Raw genomic sequence first — 17,583 nt, 5'->3', positions numbered from 1 at the left:
TGCTACATTTTAAAGGAAATGATTATTAATGGTACTTTGGCTGTTCCTCTTCATTTTTACCCTTGGACCCTTCAATCACATGAAAAGGATATGTTTTGCGTTTGTTTGTAGTCTGCTGCTTACGTGCACTGGCTGTTTTGGTCATCGTGCGCACAGAAGGTTTAATTTTCGGAGTTCGGTTGCGTTGTCCTGGCTGGTATTTGTACAGCAGAAATATAACTGCAAACACAAAGACCGGGATTAGTAAACTCATAAGAAAGCCCCAGCTACCTTTCCATAGCATATCTACAATGCCATATGCGCCAAAAGCAAGGGTAAGCCAGAAAATAACGGCGTGTCTGTACATCATTCACTCATCCTTTCACAGGATCAAGGACCGGATTGTTGAGGGTCTCCTTTACAGGCACATTTTCCAACTCAGCATCCAATTCAAGCATACGCTTAAACGAGGCAATCGATACCTCCACTTGATCATCAGTCGGTTCTTTGGTGGTAAGCAATTGTAGCCACAGGCCGGGGTAACCCAGATAACGAAGCACTGGAATTTCCCGAAGTGCATTAGTCAACTTGAGGAATTCAAAAGAAAGCCCTAATACGATCGGCAGCAGTAAAAGACGTTGCCCCATGCGCTCCCACAGAGTATCGTAGGTAAACAGGGAGTAGACGAGTACCCCGATAATCACGGTGAGCATAATAAAGCTGCTGCCGCAGCGGTAATGCAGTCGGCTATATTTTTGTACGTTGGCTGGAGTTAGTTCTTCTCCTGCTTCATAAGCAGTAATTACTTTATGCTCCGCACCATGATACTGAAATAATCGCTTGATTAACGGAGTTTGGGAAATACCCCATAAATAAGCCAGCAGCAAAATCAGCTTGATCGCTCCTTCAGCGAGGTTATGCAGAATCTGATTGTGAAACAAACCGCCAAATAGAAAATTCTCCACAACAACCGGAACAAGAGTTAATACAATTTTGCCAAAGAGGAAGGACAATATACCGACCGCAGCTACGCCGATCATCATGCTTAGGCTCCAACGGGATTCCTCTTTTTTCTTTTGTTCAGCTCGTTCTTCTGGATCTACTTCATCATCAGCATATGCATCAGCTGAATAGTTCAAATGCTTGGTACCCTTGGCACTGGAGTCGATGATGCTGACAATCCCCCGCAATAACGGAATTCTGCGGAATTTGGACACCCAGGATTGCTCCTTGCGTGGTACTTCCAAATATGTGATTTCGCCAGATTTGCGGCGAACTGCCGTGACATTGACACGCTTGCCGCCGAACATGACACCTTCAATGACTGCCTGACCGCCGTAGCTCACAGGCTTGGATGCTTGTGACAACCGTCTCACCTCTCTTAATACATGCTTTTTTGTATATTGTATCGAATTTGGAAGGGAATATCTAGTTAGACGAAAATGGGATGTGAGAAGATGAAATCCTTGGAGTGGGGGGATTATACCTCAAGTTTAAAAAAGCATTTATGAAGGCGATCTGGTCACCCTCATAAATGCTTATAAACGGACGGGATTATCAGCCGAACTTATTGCGTAATTGCTCCGACAACCTGATCAACCAGCCCCTTCGAGGATACAGGGCCGCCAAACGTCCATGTTGTACTATCCAACGGATAGGTACGTTTTTCTTTGACGAAATTCAGACCGTTCCAGACAGAATTATTTTTCATAGATGAGCCGAAAACATTATCGTCTGGTTGCACAATATAGATAAAATTACTGTCCTGAACGGCTGACAGAGCTTCAATGCCTACCGTTGAAAAGCCATACGATTCAACCTTGCTCGGTTTCCAATCGTTAACCAAACCGATTTTTGCCAATGTTCCCACGACGACTGAATTATCTGAAAACATACGCAGACTGGCTGCATTTTGCGAAGTGAAAGCCTGTGTCAGTATATAGTGAAAATTCGACTTGTCTGCAGCGGCGAGTTTTTGTTTGGCTTCGGCATAATGCTGATCAAGCTCGGCGAGCACCTGCTTGGCTTTGTCCTCTTTTCCAAGAGCGACTGCGATACTGTTAAAAATAGCTACCATCTTATCGTAGTCGTAGCCGTTACCATCGTTTAAATTATATTCGATTGTCGGTGCGATGGCCTTAAGTTGCTCATAGATCGCTTCATTCCCATCAAAGTTGGATATGATTAGATCCGGTTTTAATGCCGCAATCGCCTCCAAATTAGGCTCGTTGCGTGTACCGACATCGACCACACTACTATCCAGAGCAGCCTCTGGAGTTACATACACCTTATAGTTGGCGTTATCTGCATTACCAACCGGCTGAACGCCCAATGCAATCAAATCCTCCGTAAATGTCCATTCCAGCGCTACGACGCGCTGCGCGGGTCTGTCAAGCGTGATCTCACCACGATTATGCTTTACTGTCACAGGACCGGTCGCGGCTTCAGTCGATTTGCTGCCCGCCGTAGCGCCCTGACCTTTATCAGCTGAGTTGTCAGGTGCACCGCAACCTGTCAGTGTGAGTGTAAAAGCCAGTAACAATAAGAATCCAATGAATCCCTTTTTCATAGACTGCGTTCTCCTGTAAATATGTATTATAAAATGATAATGATTATCATTTTCATAATTATATTATGAGACAGGCGCATTTTTGTCAATGAAAAGATTATAAAATTCACTCTTCAACTTCATTGTTAAACTAATCCACATCGGAGCATACTACCTAATCAAAACGAATAGACATCAATCCGGTGGAAGTACATGCTTTCCTCAATAATAAGGAGTTCGCAGCAGGAGAGAAGTTTATGCATTTTGAAAGGAGATCAAAGCTATATGAGCGGAACTTACTCTATACCCAAAGTAGGTCATGATCAGGAACAGTCTCATGAATCTAGGGATCAACGTGATGAGCGTAGTCATAGTGACTACAGCGGCAGAGGCAGACGACAGTCGGGCAAAATACATACACCGCTCGTTCCCTTTGCACTTGAGCTGGGCTTTTTTGCAGGTTTGCTCTGGGGATTGATTCGCTGGCTGTTTTATTCGCTGCACTTTACAGTAGTAGCGCCTGGATTTCTGGCAGAGCCGTTTTTCAAGCATTCGTTTATGAACACCATGGCAGGGCATCTGGTAGGACTGCTGTTTTTTATTGCATTGTCCGTGGTAGCGTCATTGGTGTACACTCTGATTTTACGCAGGTTTAATGGCCCTATACCCGGCATTATATACGGTCTGATTTGGTGGGTTATTTTATTTGTATTAACAGGCCCTAAATTAGGGATGATGAACCCTCCGAATCGGTTAACATGGAATTCCATCTACACAGAAATTTGTGTGTTTTTACTGTGGGGGCTATTTATCGGATATACCGTTGCTGTCGAGTATACAGATGAAAGAATGCGCGAGCCTGAGAAAGCTGGGGACTGAAAGTAACAAAAACTTCTCAAGCGCCCATCCCCTGTGTTAAAATAGCATTTGGTTATTTGACAGAGGGGAGCGGAATGAAGATGAAGAATGACCGGGTGCTAAAGTTGCGGCAGGCGCTGGGCGAGCATAATCTGCGAGCTATGCTGATTACTAGCCCTGTCAATCGTCGATATTTGACAGGCTTCACAGGTTCGGCGGGTTATGTGCTGATTACAGAATCCCATAGCTATTTGCTGACCGACTTTCGCTATATGACGCAAGCGACCGAGCAAGCCCAAGGCTTCACGGTAGTACAGCACGCTGCGCAGGTCATGGAAACAGTAAAAGAATTGCTGTCTTCCCATCAGATTGGCGAAACAGGCTTTGAGCAGGATGATGTAACTGTTGCGACACATAAAGCTTACAGCGAAGATTTGTCACCAATTACGCTGGTTCCAGTATCGGGCATTGTGGAAAAGCTGCGGGTGTACAAGGATGCGGAAGAGCTTGAAGTGATGCAACGGGCAGCAGATTTGGCAGATGCTACATTTGCACACATTTTACCTTACATCAAACCAGGAGTCAGCGAGCGTGAGCTGGATCTGGAAATGGAATTCTTCATGCGCAAGCAAGGAGCTACTTCTTCTTCATTTGACACGATTGTGGCATCCGGAGTTCGTTCGGCATTGCCTCATGGAGTAGCCAGTGCTAAGTTAGTACAAGCAGGTGAGCTGATTACGTTTGACTTTGGTGCGTTGCTGGATGGCTACTGCTCCGATTTGACACGTACTGTAGCTACAGAAGGGGATTTGGCGCCTCAGTTGCGCGAGATCTATGATATTGTACTTAAGGCGCAGCTTCACGCACTCGAACATATTAAGCCGGGAATGACAGGCCGTGAAGCGGATGCGTTGACCCGGGATATTATTGCGAGCTATGGCTATGGAGACAATTTCGGACACAGTACAGGTCATGGTCTGGGTCTTGAAGTGCATGAATCTACACGTCTGTCGAAGGCAAGTGATGATATTCTGGAGCCGGGCATGGTTGTAACGGTCGAACCAGGTATCTATGTGCCTGGATTGGGCGGTGTACGGATCGAGGATGATATCGTTATTACAGATAGCGGCATCAAAGTATTAACGCATTCGGGCAAAGAATTTACAGTCGTTTAATAACGATAACAGTCCTGTAGGAGGGGTATTTTAGTGATTAACGTTAATGATTTTAAAACAGGTTTGACCGTCGAGGTAGACGGAGATATTTTTACAGTTCTGGATTTTCAACACGTAAAACCGGGTAAAGGCGCGGCATTCGTTCGCTCCAAGTTGAAAAACCTGCGTAACGGTAATACAGTTGAACGTACATTCCGTGCGGGTGAAACCATCGGCCGGGCGCAAATCGAAAACCGTGGTGTATCTTATCTGTATGCTAGTGCAGATGATCATACATTCATGGACAACGAAACATACGATCAATTTACATTGTCCAGCGACCAACTGAAATGGGAGCTTAACTTCCTTAAAGAAAACATGAATGTAAATATCATAAGCTACAACGGAGAAATCCTGGGTATCAACCTGCCTACCAGCGTGGAACTGAAAGTAATTGAAACAGAACCAGGTATTAAAGGTAACACAGCTACAGGTGCGACCAAAAATGCCAAACTGGAAACAGGCCTGAATGTTCAAGTTCCTCTGTTTATTAACCAGGACGACGTATTGTTAATTGATACTCGTGACGGTAAATACATGTCCCGCGCATAATTTTTACAGCTTTTGGTTCCTCTGTCCTTGTAAAGGGCAGGGGATATTTTTATATGTACGAATATTAAAAAACATTGGCTCCACACAGCACTTTCGTATTATACTGTACTAAAGTTATGCCGCAGGATGTCACGTGCAATTCTCGTTTGGTGCCATCTCAAGGTTACATACTGTTGAGTCTGAGGGAGTGAGTATCGTTGTCTTTGTATGTCATGAAATTCGGAGGCAGTTCCGTCGGTGACACGGAGCGCATGAAACGCGTGGCAAAACGCGTTGTTGAGAAACAGAGTGAAGGGCATCAATGTGTAGTGGTCGTTTCCGCAATGGGAGACACGACAGACGAATTGATTGACCAGGCCAAGTTATTAAATGAGCAGTTACCTGCACGTGAGCTGGATATGCTGATGACGACAGGCGAGCAAATTTCAATTGCATTATTGTCCATGGCTATTCAGCAGCTCGGTCATGAAGCGGTATCGTTTACGGGATGGCAGGCTGGCTTCCGTACTGAATCTGACTTTGGTCGGGCACGGATTACGGATATTCAACCTCAGCGTGTGCTGGATGCACTGAGCAGCAACAAAATTGTGGTTGTAGCTGGTTTCCAGGGGATGTCTGCAGATGGAGATATTACGACGCTGGGACGTGGTGGTTCAGATACGACGGCTGTTGCGCTGGCGGCAGCAATTCAAGCGGATGCCTGTGAAATTTACACGGATGTGGACGGCATATATTCAACAGATCCACGGATCGTAAAGGTGGCCCGTAAGCTCAAAGAAATTTCTTATGATGAGATGCTGGAATTAGCCAATTTGGGTGCGGCCGTTTTACACCCTCGTGCGGTAGAGTATGCCAAACATAACCGGGTACCGTTGATTGTGCGGTCCAGTTTTAACCATAACGAAGGAACGGTCGTAAAGGAGGATGCAGTAATGGAGCAAGGCGTTGTAGTCAGTGGAATTGCGTATGATAAAAATGTAGCAAGAATCAGTATTTTGGGCGTTGCAGATATCCCTGGTGTACTGGCAAAAGTTTTCGGAACACTGGCAGCAGCCAAAATTGATGTAGACATTATTGTGCAGAGCGGAGTTGAAGCTGGTAAAGCAGATTTCTCCTTTACAGTAGCTCTGACAGATCGTGAAGCTGCACTTAAGACGCTGGAAGGTATTCGTGGAGAGCTTCCATACCGTGAAGTAACGTCCGAGGAAAACCTGGTAAAGGTATCCATCGTAGGTGCGGGAATGGTTAGCCACCCGGGTGTTGCAGCGCAAATGTTTGCAGTGCTGGCTGAGCAAGGTGTTAGCATTAAAATGGTAAGTACTTCTGAAATCAAGGTATCATGTGTTATTGAAGCTGGAAAGCTTCATGAGGTTATTCAAGCATTGCATACAGCTTATAATCTGGATACCGAGGAGCAAGCGTTTGTGGGCGGGCCTAAAGACCGCCGTTAATAACATCAAGTGATTTAGAAAATTATTATAACGGGGAAAGGTCAATATATTATACCCTATTTATAGATTGATAAATCATAGAATACATCAGTAGGTTAGGAGGTTGTGCCACCAGTGAGAGTCAGACTGTGGAACAACCTCTTTTGATTCAATCTAGCTTTTTTTATTTAAGGGCATTCCTTAGCCGCCAAGGCTTTGAGGGAGCCCTTTTTTTATTATGCAAAGCAGGGGAAGCTGCTGGAGCAAGCGGGAGAAAGCTCTATTGGACGTGGATCGAAGTGAGCAAATGTTCGACTGGTTTTCAATATATTTTCGGCATAAAAAGCGAGAGTCAGCCATAGACTTGTCTTAAAGAAAAAGGACAACTGTGAGGAGGCGGCACTGGTATGGAATGGCTGGAGTTATTTCCGGAACCGTTGCACGGTTTACTCGGAAGGCTTCCAGAAACGGTATTCAAGCAACTGGAAGAAATCCGGGTCCGGGAAGGAAGGCCGCTGGAGGTTAATGCGAATGGGGATCACCACTTTGTAACGACTGCTGGTCGGCTGACCTTGAACCCTGCGGAAGCCTATAAGCCTAATCGCGAGGCTGCCCACCGACTGCTGGATTTTATCAGTAATCATTCCTTATACACCATGGAAGAGGAGCTTCGCAAAGGATTTATTACGATCCCTGGTGGTCATCGTGTTGGCTTGGCAGGGAGAACCGTGCTCAACCGGGGACGAGTAGAGCATTTGAGGGATATAAGCAGCTTTAATGTACGAATTGCCCGGGCCATTCCTGGCATAGCTGATCGAATATTACCTTATGTAGTGGATCAAAAATCCGGGACAATACGGCATACGCTCATCTTGTCACCGCCTCAGCATGGCAAGACGACGTTGCTAAGGGACTTGGCTCGGCAACTGAGTTATGGAGGGATGCAAGGCAACGGAGGGCGACGAAGTGGACTTAAGGTGGGCATTATAGATGAACGCTCTGAGATTGCTGGCAGTCATAAGGGCATCCCCGGTTTTGATGTCGGGCCTCGCACCGATGTATTGGACGGATGCCCGAAAGCAGAGGGCATGATGATGATGATTCGTTCGATGTCACCAGATGTCCTGATTGTGGATGAAATCGGGCGACCAGAAGATGCAGAAGCGGTGCGTGAAGCGCTTCATGCAGGCATTGCAGTCATTGCTTCCGCACATGGTCGCGATGTGGCTGAAATGGCAAGCCGGCCTGCCTTTGCCGGATTAACTATTGGACAGGAGCTGTTCCAGCTCTACGTCATGCTGGAGCGGACGAGCCGGGGGGTCTCTTTTCGGCTGGCAGATGCCAAGCAGCGCAGGCTGACACTGCCTGGTGAAGGACAGAGCGGAGGCATCTCCTATGCTTAAGCTGCTGGGAGCTGTCTTGGTTATACTAGCCACCACGCTGGCGGGCTGGCAGCGTGCAAGACAATTTGCCATGAGACCGCGGCAAATCAGAGAGTTAATTCTCGCGCTGCAAAGGCTGACCACTGAGGTTTCTTACGGGGTGTCTCCGTTACCAGATGCTTTCGCCAAGACAGGGGAGCCCTTACGAGAGCCTCTACGCACCCTGTTTCAGCAAACCTCACGCTGGATGCACCCCTCTTTTGGGCTGACCGCCAGAGAAAGCTTGCATAAAGCGATTGAAGTCTCGTGGAGCCGTTCCTCTATGAAGCAGGCCGAGAAGGAAGCGATGCGTCAGCTTGCTTACAGCCTTGGAACCAGCGACCGTGAAGACCAGATCAAGCACATTGCGCTGACCATCCAGCAGTTATCCCATGAAGAAGCGCAGGCGCAGGCAGATCAGGTGAGATACGAGCGTATGAGCAGAAGCCTGGGACTGCTGATCGGAGCATTGATCGTCATTTTGATCTATTAGCGGGGTGCTCGAATGAATTTAGAAGTGAACGCGATTTTCCAGATTGCAGGAATTGGCATTATTATCGCTATGATTCATACCGTACTCAAGCAAATGGGCAAAGAAGACATGGCCCACTGGGTGACGGTCATCGGTTTCGTTGTCGTGCTGTTCATGGTAGTGCGAATGCTGGATAACCTTCTGCAAGAGATCAAATCTATTTTTCTTTTTCATTAGGTGAAGATATGGAAATCATTCAAGTGGTGGGCTTCGCCCTCGTTGCCACCGTCCTCATTTTAGTCATCAAGGAACAGAAGCCGATGTTTGCCTTTTTGATTGCAACAGCTGCGGGGATCGTCATTTTTTTGCTGCTGATTGGCAAGATTGGATCTGTGGTTGCTGTGCTGGAGCGACTGGCTAGGTCTTCAGGTATGGACATGATTTATTTTAAAACCGTATTAAAAATAATCGGTATCGCCTATATTGCCGAATTTGGAGCACAGATCGTACGGGATGCGGGGCAAGACGGCATTGCTTCCAAAATAGAGCTTACTGGCAAGGTACTCATCATGGTACTCGCAATCCCGATTATTAGCATCATTATTGATACCATTCTGAAGCTGATGCCCGCCTAAGGGGGTGATGCCATGAAAAGGCTGGGGGGCATGCCAAATCTCAAAGTGATTGTGATTTTGCTGTTATGTCTCTGGTGCGCCTCGGCAGCCGCCCTCTTCGCAGATACACCTACAAACGAATGGATCAGGCAACAGGCGGAGCAAATGCCCAAAGATGATGTAGAACATTATTGGGATGGACTTATGAAGCAATACGGCGGATTTTTCCCTGACCAAAAGACCCCTTCTTTCATGGACATGCTGCTTCCGGGTGGTGAGGGATTCAGTATTAAAGGTGTGTTGATGGCCATTGCTGATTTCTTCATCCATGAAATCCGGGTGAATGCCAAGCTGCTCGTTACCATTGTCATGCTCAGCATTATGAGTATGGTGCTGGAAACGCTGCAAAGCGCTTTTGAAAGCAAGCAGGTCAGCAAAGTTGCCTACGCTATCGTGTACATGGTCATTATCATTCTGGCGATTAATAGCTTTAGTGTAGCGATTGGTTATGCCAAAGAAGCAATTGACAGCATGATTCACTTCATGATGGCGATGTTGCCCTTGCTTTTTACCATGTTGGCTTCGATGGGGAATGTCGTCACCGTTTCAGTGACTCACCCGCTGATTGTATTTATGATCAACACGGTTGGAACAGTCATTCATACGCTTGTTTTCCCGCTGCTGTTCTTCTCGGCTGTGCTGTACTTGGTCAATTCGCTAACAGGCAAATACAAGCTGACCCAGTTAGCTGATCTGCTGCGGAACGGTGGAGTTGCTGTGCTAGGAGTGCTTCTGACCATTTTTCTAGGAGTCATTTCAGTACAGGGATTAACATCGTCGGTTACTGACGGATTAACGATCCGCACAGCCAAATATATTACAGGTAGCTTTGTTCCGGTGGTAGGTAAGGCGCTGGCAGACGCGACAGATACAGTCATTTCGGCATCACTGCTCGTTAAAAATGCCATCGGCCTTGTGGGAGTCATTATTATTTTGTTCCTGTGCGCTTTTCCTGCCCTTAAGATTCTGACATTAGCCCTCATTTATAAAGTGACCGCAGCGATTATGCAGCCTTTGGGAGACACGCCTATTGTGGAATGTCTGGATGCCATCGGCAAGAGTATGATTTATGTTTTTGCAGCACTGGCGGCCGTGGGATTAATGTCCTTCCTTGCGATTACAGTCATGCTCGCAGCAGGCAACATGACGGTCATGATGAGGTGATATATGCACAAATCCAACGAGAGGGAGGGAGTGACGTGACCTGGCTAGGAGGCTGGCTTAAGGAACTGGTGCTAATCGTACTGCTGGCTTCCTTTGTCGATATGATCTTACCGAGCCGATCGATGGAAAGGTATGTGAAACTCGTACTCAGCCTGCTTGTGTTACTGACACTGCTCTCTCCGATCGTGCGCTTGCTGAGCAGCAGTCCCTCAGAGGTTCTGGGGCGAGCCTTGGATCTGCAGCGCCAGGCAGAGATAGGTACCAGGGAACCAACATTGGAGGAAATATTGGCTAAAGGCAACAAGCTGAAGCAGCAGCAGGAACAAAACTCTATGCAATGGGCTGGCAAAGAGGTAGCTAAGGAAATGAAAGGTCAGTTGGAGCAGTACACAGGGTTAGCCATTCAATCGGTTCAGGTGTCCCTTGGTCAAATTCAGCAGAAAGAAACAGGGTTAGAATCTGGAACGGGAGTTCGGTCAGTCGTGGTCAAATTAGCAGAGCAGAAGACAAAAAAAGAAAAAAATGCAGACGACCTAACGGGAACTGAAATCAAGCCGGTTATGGTGGAGCCTGTAGCTAAAAACACAGTGAATATTCGTGTGGAGCCGACGCAGTCCCAAACCTCAAATCATAATGAAGGAACGCGAGAAGATGATCGTAGTCCTGACGACACCACAGAGGGCGGCAAACCTGCGGATATGAATACTTTTGGCTTAATAACAGGAATTTTACGCGAGAAATGGGGGATCGACAGTAAATATGTTCAGGTGATTGGTCCGCAGGATGGAACACATAAATGGTAACAGGAGGTGATCCGAAATGGGGAAATGGTCGAAAAAGCTGGAGCAATGGCTGGGTGGAGGGGGGGACGGAGCGAAAAGATTCAATTCATTTCGTTGGCTGCTTATTCTTGGTCTTATTGGTGTAGCGATCATGCTCTTTAATTCATTTGTTAATGTGAAAAAAGTCGACCCAGAAAATGTAGGACGAGAACCGCCTGGCGTAATGAAAAATGAGCCTTCGTTAGAAACGGCGGGAGGTGAAGATAGTTCCTTTGCCGGAATCGAGAAGGCATTTGAGGACAATATGAAACAGATGCTGGAGCAAATTGTTGGCGTGGGAACCGTCGATGTTATGGTTACGGTAGATTCTACCGAAGAAGTGATCGTTCAACGGAATGTGAAGGACATGCAGGAGGAAAATAACGAGACGGATGCTAATGGTGGACAAAGGCACACGACCCAATATACGCGCGATGGCGAGATTGTTACCTATGAATCATCGGGCGGTCAGCACACCCCGATTGTTACCAAAAAAGTAAAACCACAGGTCCGGGGAGTGCTTGTTGTAGCTATGGGGGCAGAAAATCCTACCGTGAAGCAGCTTATTGTGGACGCTGTGCAGAAGGGACTGAATGTACCTTCATACAAAATTTCAGTCGTTCCGCGTAAGCAAGGATAATATTGGAATTGGGGAACAAAGAAGTTAATATTGCAAACCACATATGAATATGGAGGACGTAACATGAATAATAAAAGACAAACTGTTTGGCTGGTGTCCATGCTGAGTTTAATGGTGGTACTGTCTGCATATTATTTGTTTACGGAGGATTCAAGTCCGACCAATCCGCCAGTGGCAGACAGCGAGCAGGTAAGCAAGGTTAAACAGGATGCTGCCCAGGAAGCAACGTCAAAGGCAGAAGAACAAATGAACGGACTGAAAGTAAATGAAGTGGTAACCAATGGAGAAGTAACTGACGGAACAGCAGGGACTTCCACAAAGGACACGGCTTCTACAACTGATCCAGCAACAGAATCATCAAAAGGCGGTAAAGACACAGCCGCCCCTCCAGCTGCTGAATCGACTGCATCCGGTCAAAACACAACTGAAGCTAAGACAGACACAACAGCCAAAAGTGATGATAAAGCAGCCTCTGGTACCAAAACTGACAAACAGGTACTTGACCAAGTGGCAAGCGAACAAGCAGCCCAACCAACAGCGGCAGCTGTGATTGATAACTATTTGCTGGAGCGGGATGTGGAAAACCAAAAGAAAAATGACCAGCTGACTACCGCAATGAATGATAGTACACCTCAGAAAGCCGCAGAGGCGCAAAAGGAATTGCATGTACTTGAAGATAAACAGGCTAAAATTACCGGTATCGAGGAAGAGCTACAGCAGCAATTTGCCAATGCGGTTGTCCGCGAGGAAGATGCTGATAAATACAAAGTAGTAGTTTTAAGTGAAAAATTGGATGCGAAGCAAGCAGTAACGATTGTCGATAAAGTCATGAAGGAATTGAACGTTACGCAGGACAAGATCAGTGTCCAGTATGTTACACAATAAGACAAAAAACGTGAAAAAGCCCGGATTTCTGCATAATCCCGGGCTCTTTCTATTTTTAATGATTGTGATATAATACATAAAGCTGTTTCAAAAATGTTATCAGCAACCGGCAAAATGCTGAAGGAGTGATTAATAGAGATGTTTAAATTAAGCGAGATTAAGGAATTGATCAAGCTGGTGGATGAAACGTCTGTGCATGAGCTTGAAATTGAAAATGAAGGAACTCGCCTGATGATCCGTAAACCGGGCAAAAGCGAGATCGTTACGGTACAGGCTCCTGTAACAGCACCTGCTTATACAGTGGCGCCACAAGCTGCAATTCCGAATCCACAAGTACAGTCCGATGTTGGACATGCAACTGCTGGGGAGCCGAAGGAATATGCAAGCAATCTACATAAAATCGTATCTCCGATGGTAGGCACTTTCTATAGTTCTTCATCCCCGGATACGGCTCCGTATGTGAGTATCGGCAGTAAAGTAGGCGAAAAAACAACGGTATGTATCATTGAAGCGATGAAGTTGATGAACGAGTTGGAAGCTGAAGTGAAGGGCGAAATTGTGGAAATTTTGGCCGAAAACGGACAGTTGGTGGAGTATGGCCAGCCATTGTTCCTTGTGAAACCGGAGTAAGAAGCTTGGTTGTCCCTTTTTTGAGGGTTCGACAAGACTGCTCCCAGGGAGGATAAAGTCATGACATTTCAAAAAGTATTGATCGCGAACCGTGGAGAAATTGCAGTTCGTATCATTCGCGCTTGCCGCGAAATGAATATCTCGACAGTTGCCGTTTATTCGGAAGCTGACAAGGATTCGCTACATGTGCGTCTCGCAGATGAGGCTTACTGTATCGGACCAACGTTGTCTAAGGACAGCTACCTTAATTTTACGAACCTGATGAGTGTTGCTACATTAACTGAATGTGATGCCATTCATCCGGGTTACGGATTTTTAGCGGAAAATGCAGACTTCGCAGAAATTTGCGAATCGTGCAATATAACCTTCATTGGACCTTCTCCTGAAGCAATTAACAAAATGGGAGATAAGGCTGTCGCTAAGCAGACCATGAAGGATGCCGGAGTCCCGGTAATTCCAGGTTCAGACGGACTGGTTGAGGATGTGCAGGATGCGATCAGCATCGCACGTGATATCGGGTATCCGGTCATTATCAAGGCCACAGCAGGTGGTGGTGGTAAAGGGATTCGTATCGCTGAAGACGAGGATAACCTTATCCAGCAAATTACTACCGCTCAGCAGGAAGCACAAAAGGCTTTTGGTAATGCGGGTGTGTACCTGGAAAAATATTTGACTGGTATGAAGCACGTGGAAATACAGATCATAGCGGACAAGCATGGTAATGTTGCCTATTTGGGCGAACGGGACTGCTCTGTACAGCGTCGTCGTCAGAAGTTGTTGGAGGAAGCACCATGTCCAGTACTATCGCAGGATGTCCGTGAAGAAATGGGACAGGCAGCTGTTCGTGCAGCTTTGGCTGTACAATACTCTGGTGCAGGCACGCTCGAATTTTTGCTTGGCCCAGACAATAAGTTCTACTTCATGGAAATGAACACACGGATTCAGGTAGAACATCCAGTAACAGAAATGATTACTGGTGTCGATCTGATCAAAGAAATGATTTCAGTAGCTGAAGGACATCCGCTTTCCTTTACGCAGGAAGAAGTCACTATCAATGGCTGGGCGATAGAATGTCGCATTAACGCTGAGGACCCAGATCGTAATTTTATGCCTGCACCGGGTAAGATCGGATTTTATCTGCCTCCAGGCGGTCCTGGGGTACGTGTAGACAGTGCTGCTTATCCAGGTTATAGCATTCCGCCTTACTATGATTCTATGATCGCCAAGCTGATTGTGTGGGCGCCTACACGGCAGGAGGCAATTGCTAAAATGAAGCGAGCTTTGACGGAGTTTGCGATTGAGGGCATCCCCACAACGATTTCTTTTCACCAGCGCTTGCTAGAGCATCCGACCTTTATTGAAGGCGATTTTGATATTAAATTTTTGGAGGATAACGAAGTTTAAGCGGTATATTTCCTCAGTTTGTCATAATGAACGCCAAATGATATAGTATGGATAATAAGTGAGCATGTCTGCTTTGATATCCAAAGCTGGATGAAACTTATTTTGACCGAAAGGTGTTGAAGGTATGAGCACAGTGCCAACCGAATTCGAACGTACAGAAATTGGGGAGATTCAAATAGCCCCGGAAGTTATTGAAGTCATTGCCGGACTGGCTACCGTCGAGGTGCCGGGCGTAGCGGGAATGAGTGGCGGATTTGCTGGCGGATTTGCCGAATTGCTAGGCCGCAAAAATTTATCCAAGGGTGTAAAGGTTGAAGTCGGACAGCGTGAAGCTGCTGTAGACGTCTCCGTTATTATTGAGTATGGTAACCGTCTGCCTGAGGTGGCTGCTGCTATTCAGCATAATGTTAAGCGTTCCATTGAAAATATGACAGGTCTTAACGTGGTTGAAGTGAACGTGCAAATTCATGATGTTCAATTCAAAAATGCTGAAAAAGTGGAAGAGCCGGAAGTTCTGGGCGCCGGACGGGTTAAATAGAGCGATGCTTTTGTACAAACCCCCGATCCTTATGGGTCGAGGGTTTACTCTAATTTAAGGAGGCTGTGCGTTTCGTGGCCAAAGTGATGGACAGACTTCTGCTGTTCTTGTACAGCTTAAGTATCGGAATTATCTCCATTCTCGCCATCCTCCTCCTAAGCGGGGCCATTCCGTATGTTTTAAGTATTGAGGATGAGCGAGTGGTATGGTTTACCAGCTTGATTATCGCAGGAGTTCTGTTGTTATTGAGTCTTCGTTTTTTTTATATCTCTATTCGACGGAACCAAACCGTACAGCATTCTATTGATCAACGAACCGAATATGGTGATATTCAGATTTCGGTGGATACCATCGAAAACCTGTGCCTCAAAGCGGCTTCCCGATTTCGCGGGATGCAGGATCTGAAAGCACGTGTTCGTGTGTTGGAATCGGGACTTGATATTACGATTCGGGCGATTGTTGACGGGGAAAGCTCCATTCCGGTGTTAACCTCCGAGGTACAAAAGGGGGTACACGACCATGTGGAAGAAATTACAGGAATTCCAGTGTCCAATGTGTCGGTGTACATCGCTAATGTTTCTCAGTCACCAAGCTTTAAGAGTCGTGTGGAATAGAGGTGATTTTCCCTGATGCCCTGGAAAGAAATATGGGGAAGTTACAAGGGCCGGATCATGGGGATCACGGCTGGTATTTTTTTCGGTTTTATTTATTTGTGGGCAGGCTTTTGGAATATGTTGTTCTTTGCATTGATGGTGTTCATCGGATATACGCTAGGAAGACGGAGCGATTCAGCGCTTGGTTCATTCTTTCCTTGGAAAGAATGGGGTGAATGGTTGTCGCAACGTTGGCGTCCTTTTAAATGAACCCTGTGATACGTGTTCTCCAAAATAGAGCTGTAGCTTATTTGCGCCCAACGGTTTTGGAGGATGCGTTCACAGGTTTTTTTGTGGAAATTGGTTACAATGAAAAATAGATATAGGCAAGCGTAGGAGGCAGGGCATGAAAAGACGTCTGGCGAGGGAATTAGCGGTACAGAGCATGTACCATATGGAAATGAATGAAGTAGATGCAGCGGCAGCTGTAGATATGCTGCTTCAGGAGGCGGCTGAGGAAAACGAGGCCGAGGTCGTGATTAAAAACGCGGCAGTGTTAAGAGCGTATGTTTTGGAGCATGTGCGTGGCACATGGGAGCACAAGGAAGCTATTGACGGGCTGTTGGCGGATTACCTGAAAGGCTGGCAGATTAGCCGACTTTCCCGTGTGGATCGTCAAATTTTGAGACTTGCGGTATATGAAATGATTTTCCGCGAGGATGTTCCAGCCAAGGTAGCAGTCAATGAAGCCATTGAATTATCGAAGCATTTTGGCACCGAGGAATCGGGTAAGTTTGTTAATGGTGTGCTGGGGCGAGTTATACAAGAGTTGGAGCAATTGAAAGCACGTTTTTAATTAGAGACTACGGAATCAGGTTGGGGAGTGGATAAACATGTCAGCACCGATCATTGATGGTAAACAAATCTCTCAGGATATTCGGACAAGCATTCAGCAAGAGGTCATTCGTTTGAAAGAACACCGCTTTCAACCGGGACTGGCTGTTGTACTGGTAGGCGAGGACCCTGCTTCTCAGGTGTATGTTAAAAATAAGGAAAAGGCGTGTCATGACCTCGGCTACTACTCTGAGGTTCATCGACTGGCGGCAGATACTTCGCAAGAAGCACTACTGAAACTGGTGGATAAGCTGAATCATCAAAGTAATATCCATGGAATTTTGGTACAACTGCCGTTGCCAAAGCATATTCATGAAAAAGCTGTCATTGACGCGATTGCAGTAGAGAAAGATGTTGACGGATTTCATCCCGTAAATGTAGGGAATCTGGTGATTGGTGATGATAGCCTGTTGCCTTGTACTCCCGCTGGAGTCATCGAGTTAATCAAACGCGCTGGAGTAGAAATAGCTGGTAAACATGCAGTTGTTATTGGTCGCAGTAATATCGTGGGCAAGCCAGTGTCTTTATTGCTGCAGCGTGAAAATGCTACGGTTACGATGTGTCACTCTCGGACAGCAAATATGGCCGAGCTCAGTAAGCAAGCGGATATTTTGGTCGTTGCCATTGGTAAAGCCAACTTTATTGATGCTTCGTTCGTTAAGCCAGGTGCAGTGGTTATCGATGTGGGAATGAATCGTCTGGAGAACGGGAAGCTGGCGGGTGACGTTGATTTTGAGAGCGTAAAGCAAGTGTCCGGTCCGATTACGCCTGTTCCCGGCGGTGTAGGTCCCATGACGATTACAATGCTGATGCAAAATACGCTCGTAGCGGCCAAGCGCTCGCACGGTTTGGCATAAAGGCAGTTG

Annotated in this window: 22 protein-coding genes; 19 read left to right on the top strand and 3 right to left on the bottom strand. The window is 46.5% G+C overall.

Going from position 1 to position 17,583, the window contains the following annotated elements; translation table 11 throughout:
* Positions 1-25 precede the first annotated feature (25 nt).
* The 3 genes from ACQQ6X_RS05385 to ACQQ6X_RS05375 form a co-directional block, all read right to left on the bottom strand.
* Positions 26-346, bottom strand: coding sequence for a hypothetical protein (locus ACQQ6X_RS05385; protein WP_305165058.1), 321 nt, complete (start codon positions 344-346; stop codon positions 26-28).
* 7 nt (positions 347-353) lie between these two features.
* A complete protein-coding gene (locus ACQQ6X_RS05380; RefSeq protein WP_305164504.1) occupies positions 354-1,346 on the bottom strand; it encodes a DUF1385 domain-containing protein in 993 nt (330 codons plus the stop codon).
* Positions 1,347-1,546: 200 nt separating this feature from the next.
* Positions 1,547-2,548 (bottom strand): ABC transporter substrate-binding protein, encoded by a 1,002-nt coding sequence (locus tag ACQQ6X_RS05375; RefSeq protein ID WP_305164503.1) that lies wholly within the window; start codon positions 2,546-2,548, stop codon positions 1,547-1,549.
* Between the two features lie 264 nt (positions 2,549-2,812).
* On the opposite strand from ACQQ6X_RS05375, the gene ACQQ6X_RS05370 reads away from it, so the two are divergent.
* The 19 genes from ACQQ6X_RS05370 (at position 2,813) to folD (ending at position 17,574) form a co-directional block, all read left to right on the top strand.
* Entirely contained in the window at positions 2,813-3,406 is a 594-nt protein-coding gene (locus ACQQ6X_RS05370) for a YqhR family membrane protein (protein WP_305164502.1), read from the top strand.
* A gap of 80 nt (positions 3,407-3,486) precedes the next feature.
* Positions 3,487-4,560 (top strand): M24 family metallopeptidase, encoded by a 1,074-nt coding sequence (locus ACQQ6X_RS05365; protein WP_305165057.1) that lies wholly within the window; start codon positions 3,487-3,489, stop codon positions 4,558-4,560.
* Positions 4,561-4,593: 33 nt separating this feature from the next.
* Positions 4,594-5,151 carry an elongation factor P gene (gene efp, locus ACQQ6X_RS05360; protein WP_013371789.1) on the top strand — a complete coding sequence of 186 codons (558 nt, stop codon included), beginning with the start codon at positions 4,594-4,596 and terminating at the stop codon, positions 5,149-5,151.
* Positions 5,152-5,348: 197 nt separating this feature from the next.
* The gene (locus ACQQ6X_RS05355; protein WP_013371788.1) at positions 5,349-6,602 is read left to right on the top strand and encodes an aspartate kinase; all 1,254 of its coding nucleotides are present in this window, start codon (positions 5,349-5,351) and stop codon (positions 6,600-6,602) included.
* Between the two features lie 386 nt (positions 6,603-6,988).
* Complete coding sequence (gene spoIIIAA, locus ACQQ6X_RS05350) at positions 6,989-7,984, top strand: stage III sporulation protein AA (RefSeq protein WP_305164501.1); 996 nt, start codon at positions 6,989-6,991, stop codon at positions 7,982-7,984.
* Positions 7,977-8,495, top strand: a complete 519-nt coding sequence (spoIIIAB, locus tag ACQQ6X_RS05345) for a stage III sporulation protein SpoIIIAB (RefSeq protein ID WP_063213575.1) — start codon at positions 7,977-7,979, stop codon at positions 8,493-8,495. Before spoIIIAA ends, spoIIIAB begins: the two co-directional genes overlap by 8 nt.
* A 12-nt stretch (positions 8,496-8,507) precedes the next feature.
* Positions 8,508-8,711 carry a stage III sporulation protein AC gene (gene spoIIIAC, locus ACQQ6X_RS05340; protein ID WP_047911045.1) on the top strand — a complete coding sequence of 68 codons (204 nt, stop codon included), beginning with the start codon at positions 8,508-8,510 and terminating at the stop codon, positions 8,709-8,711.
* Between the two features lie 8 nt (positions 8,712-8,719).
* The gene (spoIIIAD, locus tag ACQQ6X_RS05335; protein WP_013371785.1) at positions 8,720-9,109 is read left to right on the top strand and encodes a stage III sporulation protein AD; all 390 of its coding nucleotides are present in this window, start codon (positions 8,720-8,722) and stop codon (positions 9,107-9,109) included.
* 12 nt (positions 9,110-9,121) lie between these two features.
* Positions 9,122-10,312: a stage III sporulation protein AE gene (gene spoIIIAE, locus ACQQ6X_RS05330; protein ID WP_305164500.1), complete on the top strand. Its 1,191-nt coding sequence runs from the start codon at positions 9,122-9,124 to the stop codon at positions 10,310-10,312.
* 35 nt (positions 10,313-10,347) lie between these two features.
* Entirely contained in the window at positions 10,348-11,115 is a 768-nt protein-coding gene (locus ACQQ6X_RS05325; RefSeq protein WP_305164499.1) for a stage III sporulation protein AF, read from the top strand.
* 16 nt (positions 11,116-11,131) lie between these two features.
* Positions 11,132-11,773, top strand: coding sequence for a stage III sporulation protein AG (gene spoIIIAG / locus ACQQ6X_RS05320; protein ID WP_063213572.1), 642 nt, complete (start codon positions 11,132-11,134; stop codon positions 11,771-11,773).
* Between the two features lie 63 nt (positions 11,774-11,836).
* Entirely contained in the window at positions 11,837-12,658 is an 822-nt protein-coding gene (locus ACQQ6X_RS05315; RefSeq protein ID WP_305164498.1) for a SpoIIIAH-like family protein, read from the top strand.
* A gap of 138 nt (positions 12,659-12,796) precedes the next feature.
* The gene (gene accB / locus ACQQ6X_RS05310) at positions 12,797-13,288 is read left to right on the top strand and encodes an acetyl-CoA carboxylase biotin carboxyl carrier protein (protein ID WP_149033513.1); all 492 of its coding nucleotides are present in this window, start codon (positions 12,797-12,799) and stop codon (positions 13,286-13,288) included.
* Positions 13,289-13,348: 60 nt separating this feature from the next.
* Entirely contained in the window at positions 13,349-14,692 is a 1,344-nt protein-coding gene (accC, locus tag ACQQ6X_RS05305) for an acetyl-CoA carboxylase biotin carboxylase subunit (RefSeq protein ID WP_149033512.1), read from the top strand.
* 124 nt (positions 14,693-14,816) lie between these two features.
* Complete coding sequence (locus tag ACQQ6X_RS05300) at positions 14,817-15,230, top strand: Asp23/Gls24 family envelope stress response protein (RefSeq protein WP_013310820.1); 414 nt, start codon at positions 14,817-14,819, stop codon at positions 15,228-15,230.
* Positions 15,231-15,304: 74 nt separating this feature from the next.
* The gene (gene amaP, locus ACQQ6X_RS05295) at positions 15,305-15,844 is read left to right on the top strand and encodes an alkaline shock response membrane anchor protein AmaP (RefSeq protein WP_040103448.1); all 540 of its coding nucleotides are present in this window, start codon (positions 15,305-15,307) and stop codon (positions 15,842-15,844) included.
* A 15-nt stretch (positions 15,845-15,859) separates the two neighbouring features.
* A complete protein-coding gene (locus ACQQ6X_RS05290; RefSeq protein WP_063213567.1) occupies positions 15,860-16,093 on the top strand; it encodes a DUF2273 domain-containing protein in 234 nt (77 codons plus the stop codon).
* Between the two features lie 136 nt (positions 16,094-16,229).
* Positions 16,230-16,679, top strand: a complete 450-nt coding sequence (nusB, locus tag ACQQ6X_RS05285; protein WP_149033511.1) for a transcription antitermination factor NusB — start codon at positions 16,230-16,232, stop codon at positions 16,677-16,679.
* Between the two features lie 37 nt (positions 16,680-16,716).
* Positions 16,717-17,574 carry a bifunctional methylenetetrahydrofolate dehydrogenase/methenyltetrahydrofolate cyclohydrolase FolD gene (folD, locus tag ACQQ6X_RS05280; protein ID WP_149033510.1) on the top strand — a complete coding sequence of 286 codons (858 nt, stop codon included), beginning with the start codon at positions 16,717-16,719 and terminating at the stop codon, positions 17,572-17,574.
* Positions 17,575-17,583: the final 9 nt, after the last annotated feature.

It is taken from the genome of Paenibacillus ottowii, from assembly GCF_050516475.1.
GTDB lineage: Bacteria > Bacillota > Bacilli > Paenibacillales > Paenibacillaceae > Paenibacillus > Paenibacillus ottowii.
Note: the sequence above shows the minus strand (reverse complement) of the source record. Positions and strands in the feature narration are given on the sequence as shown.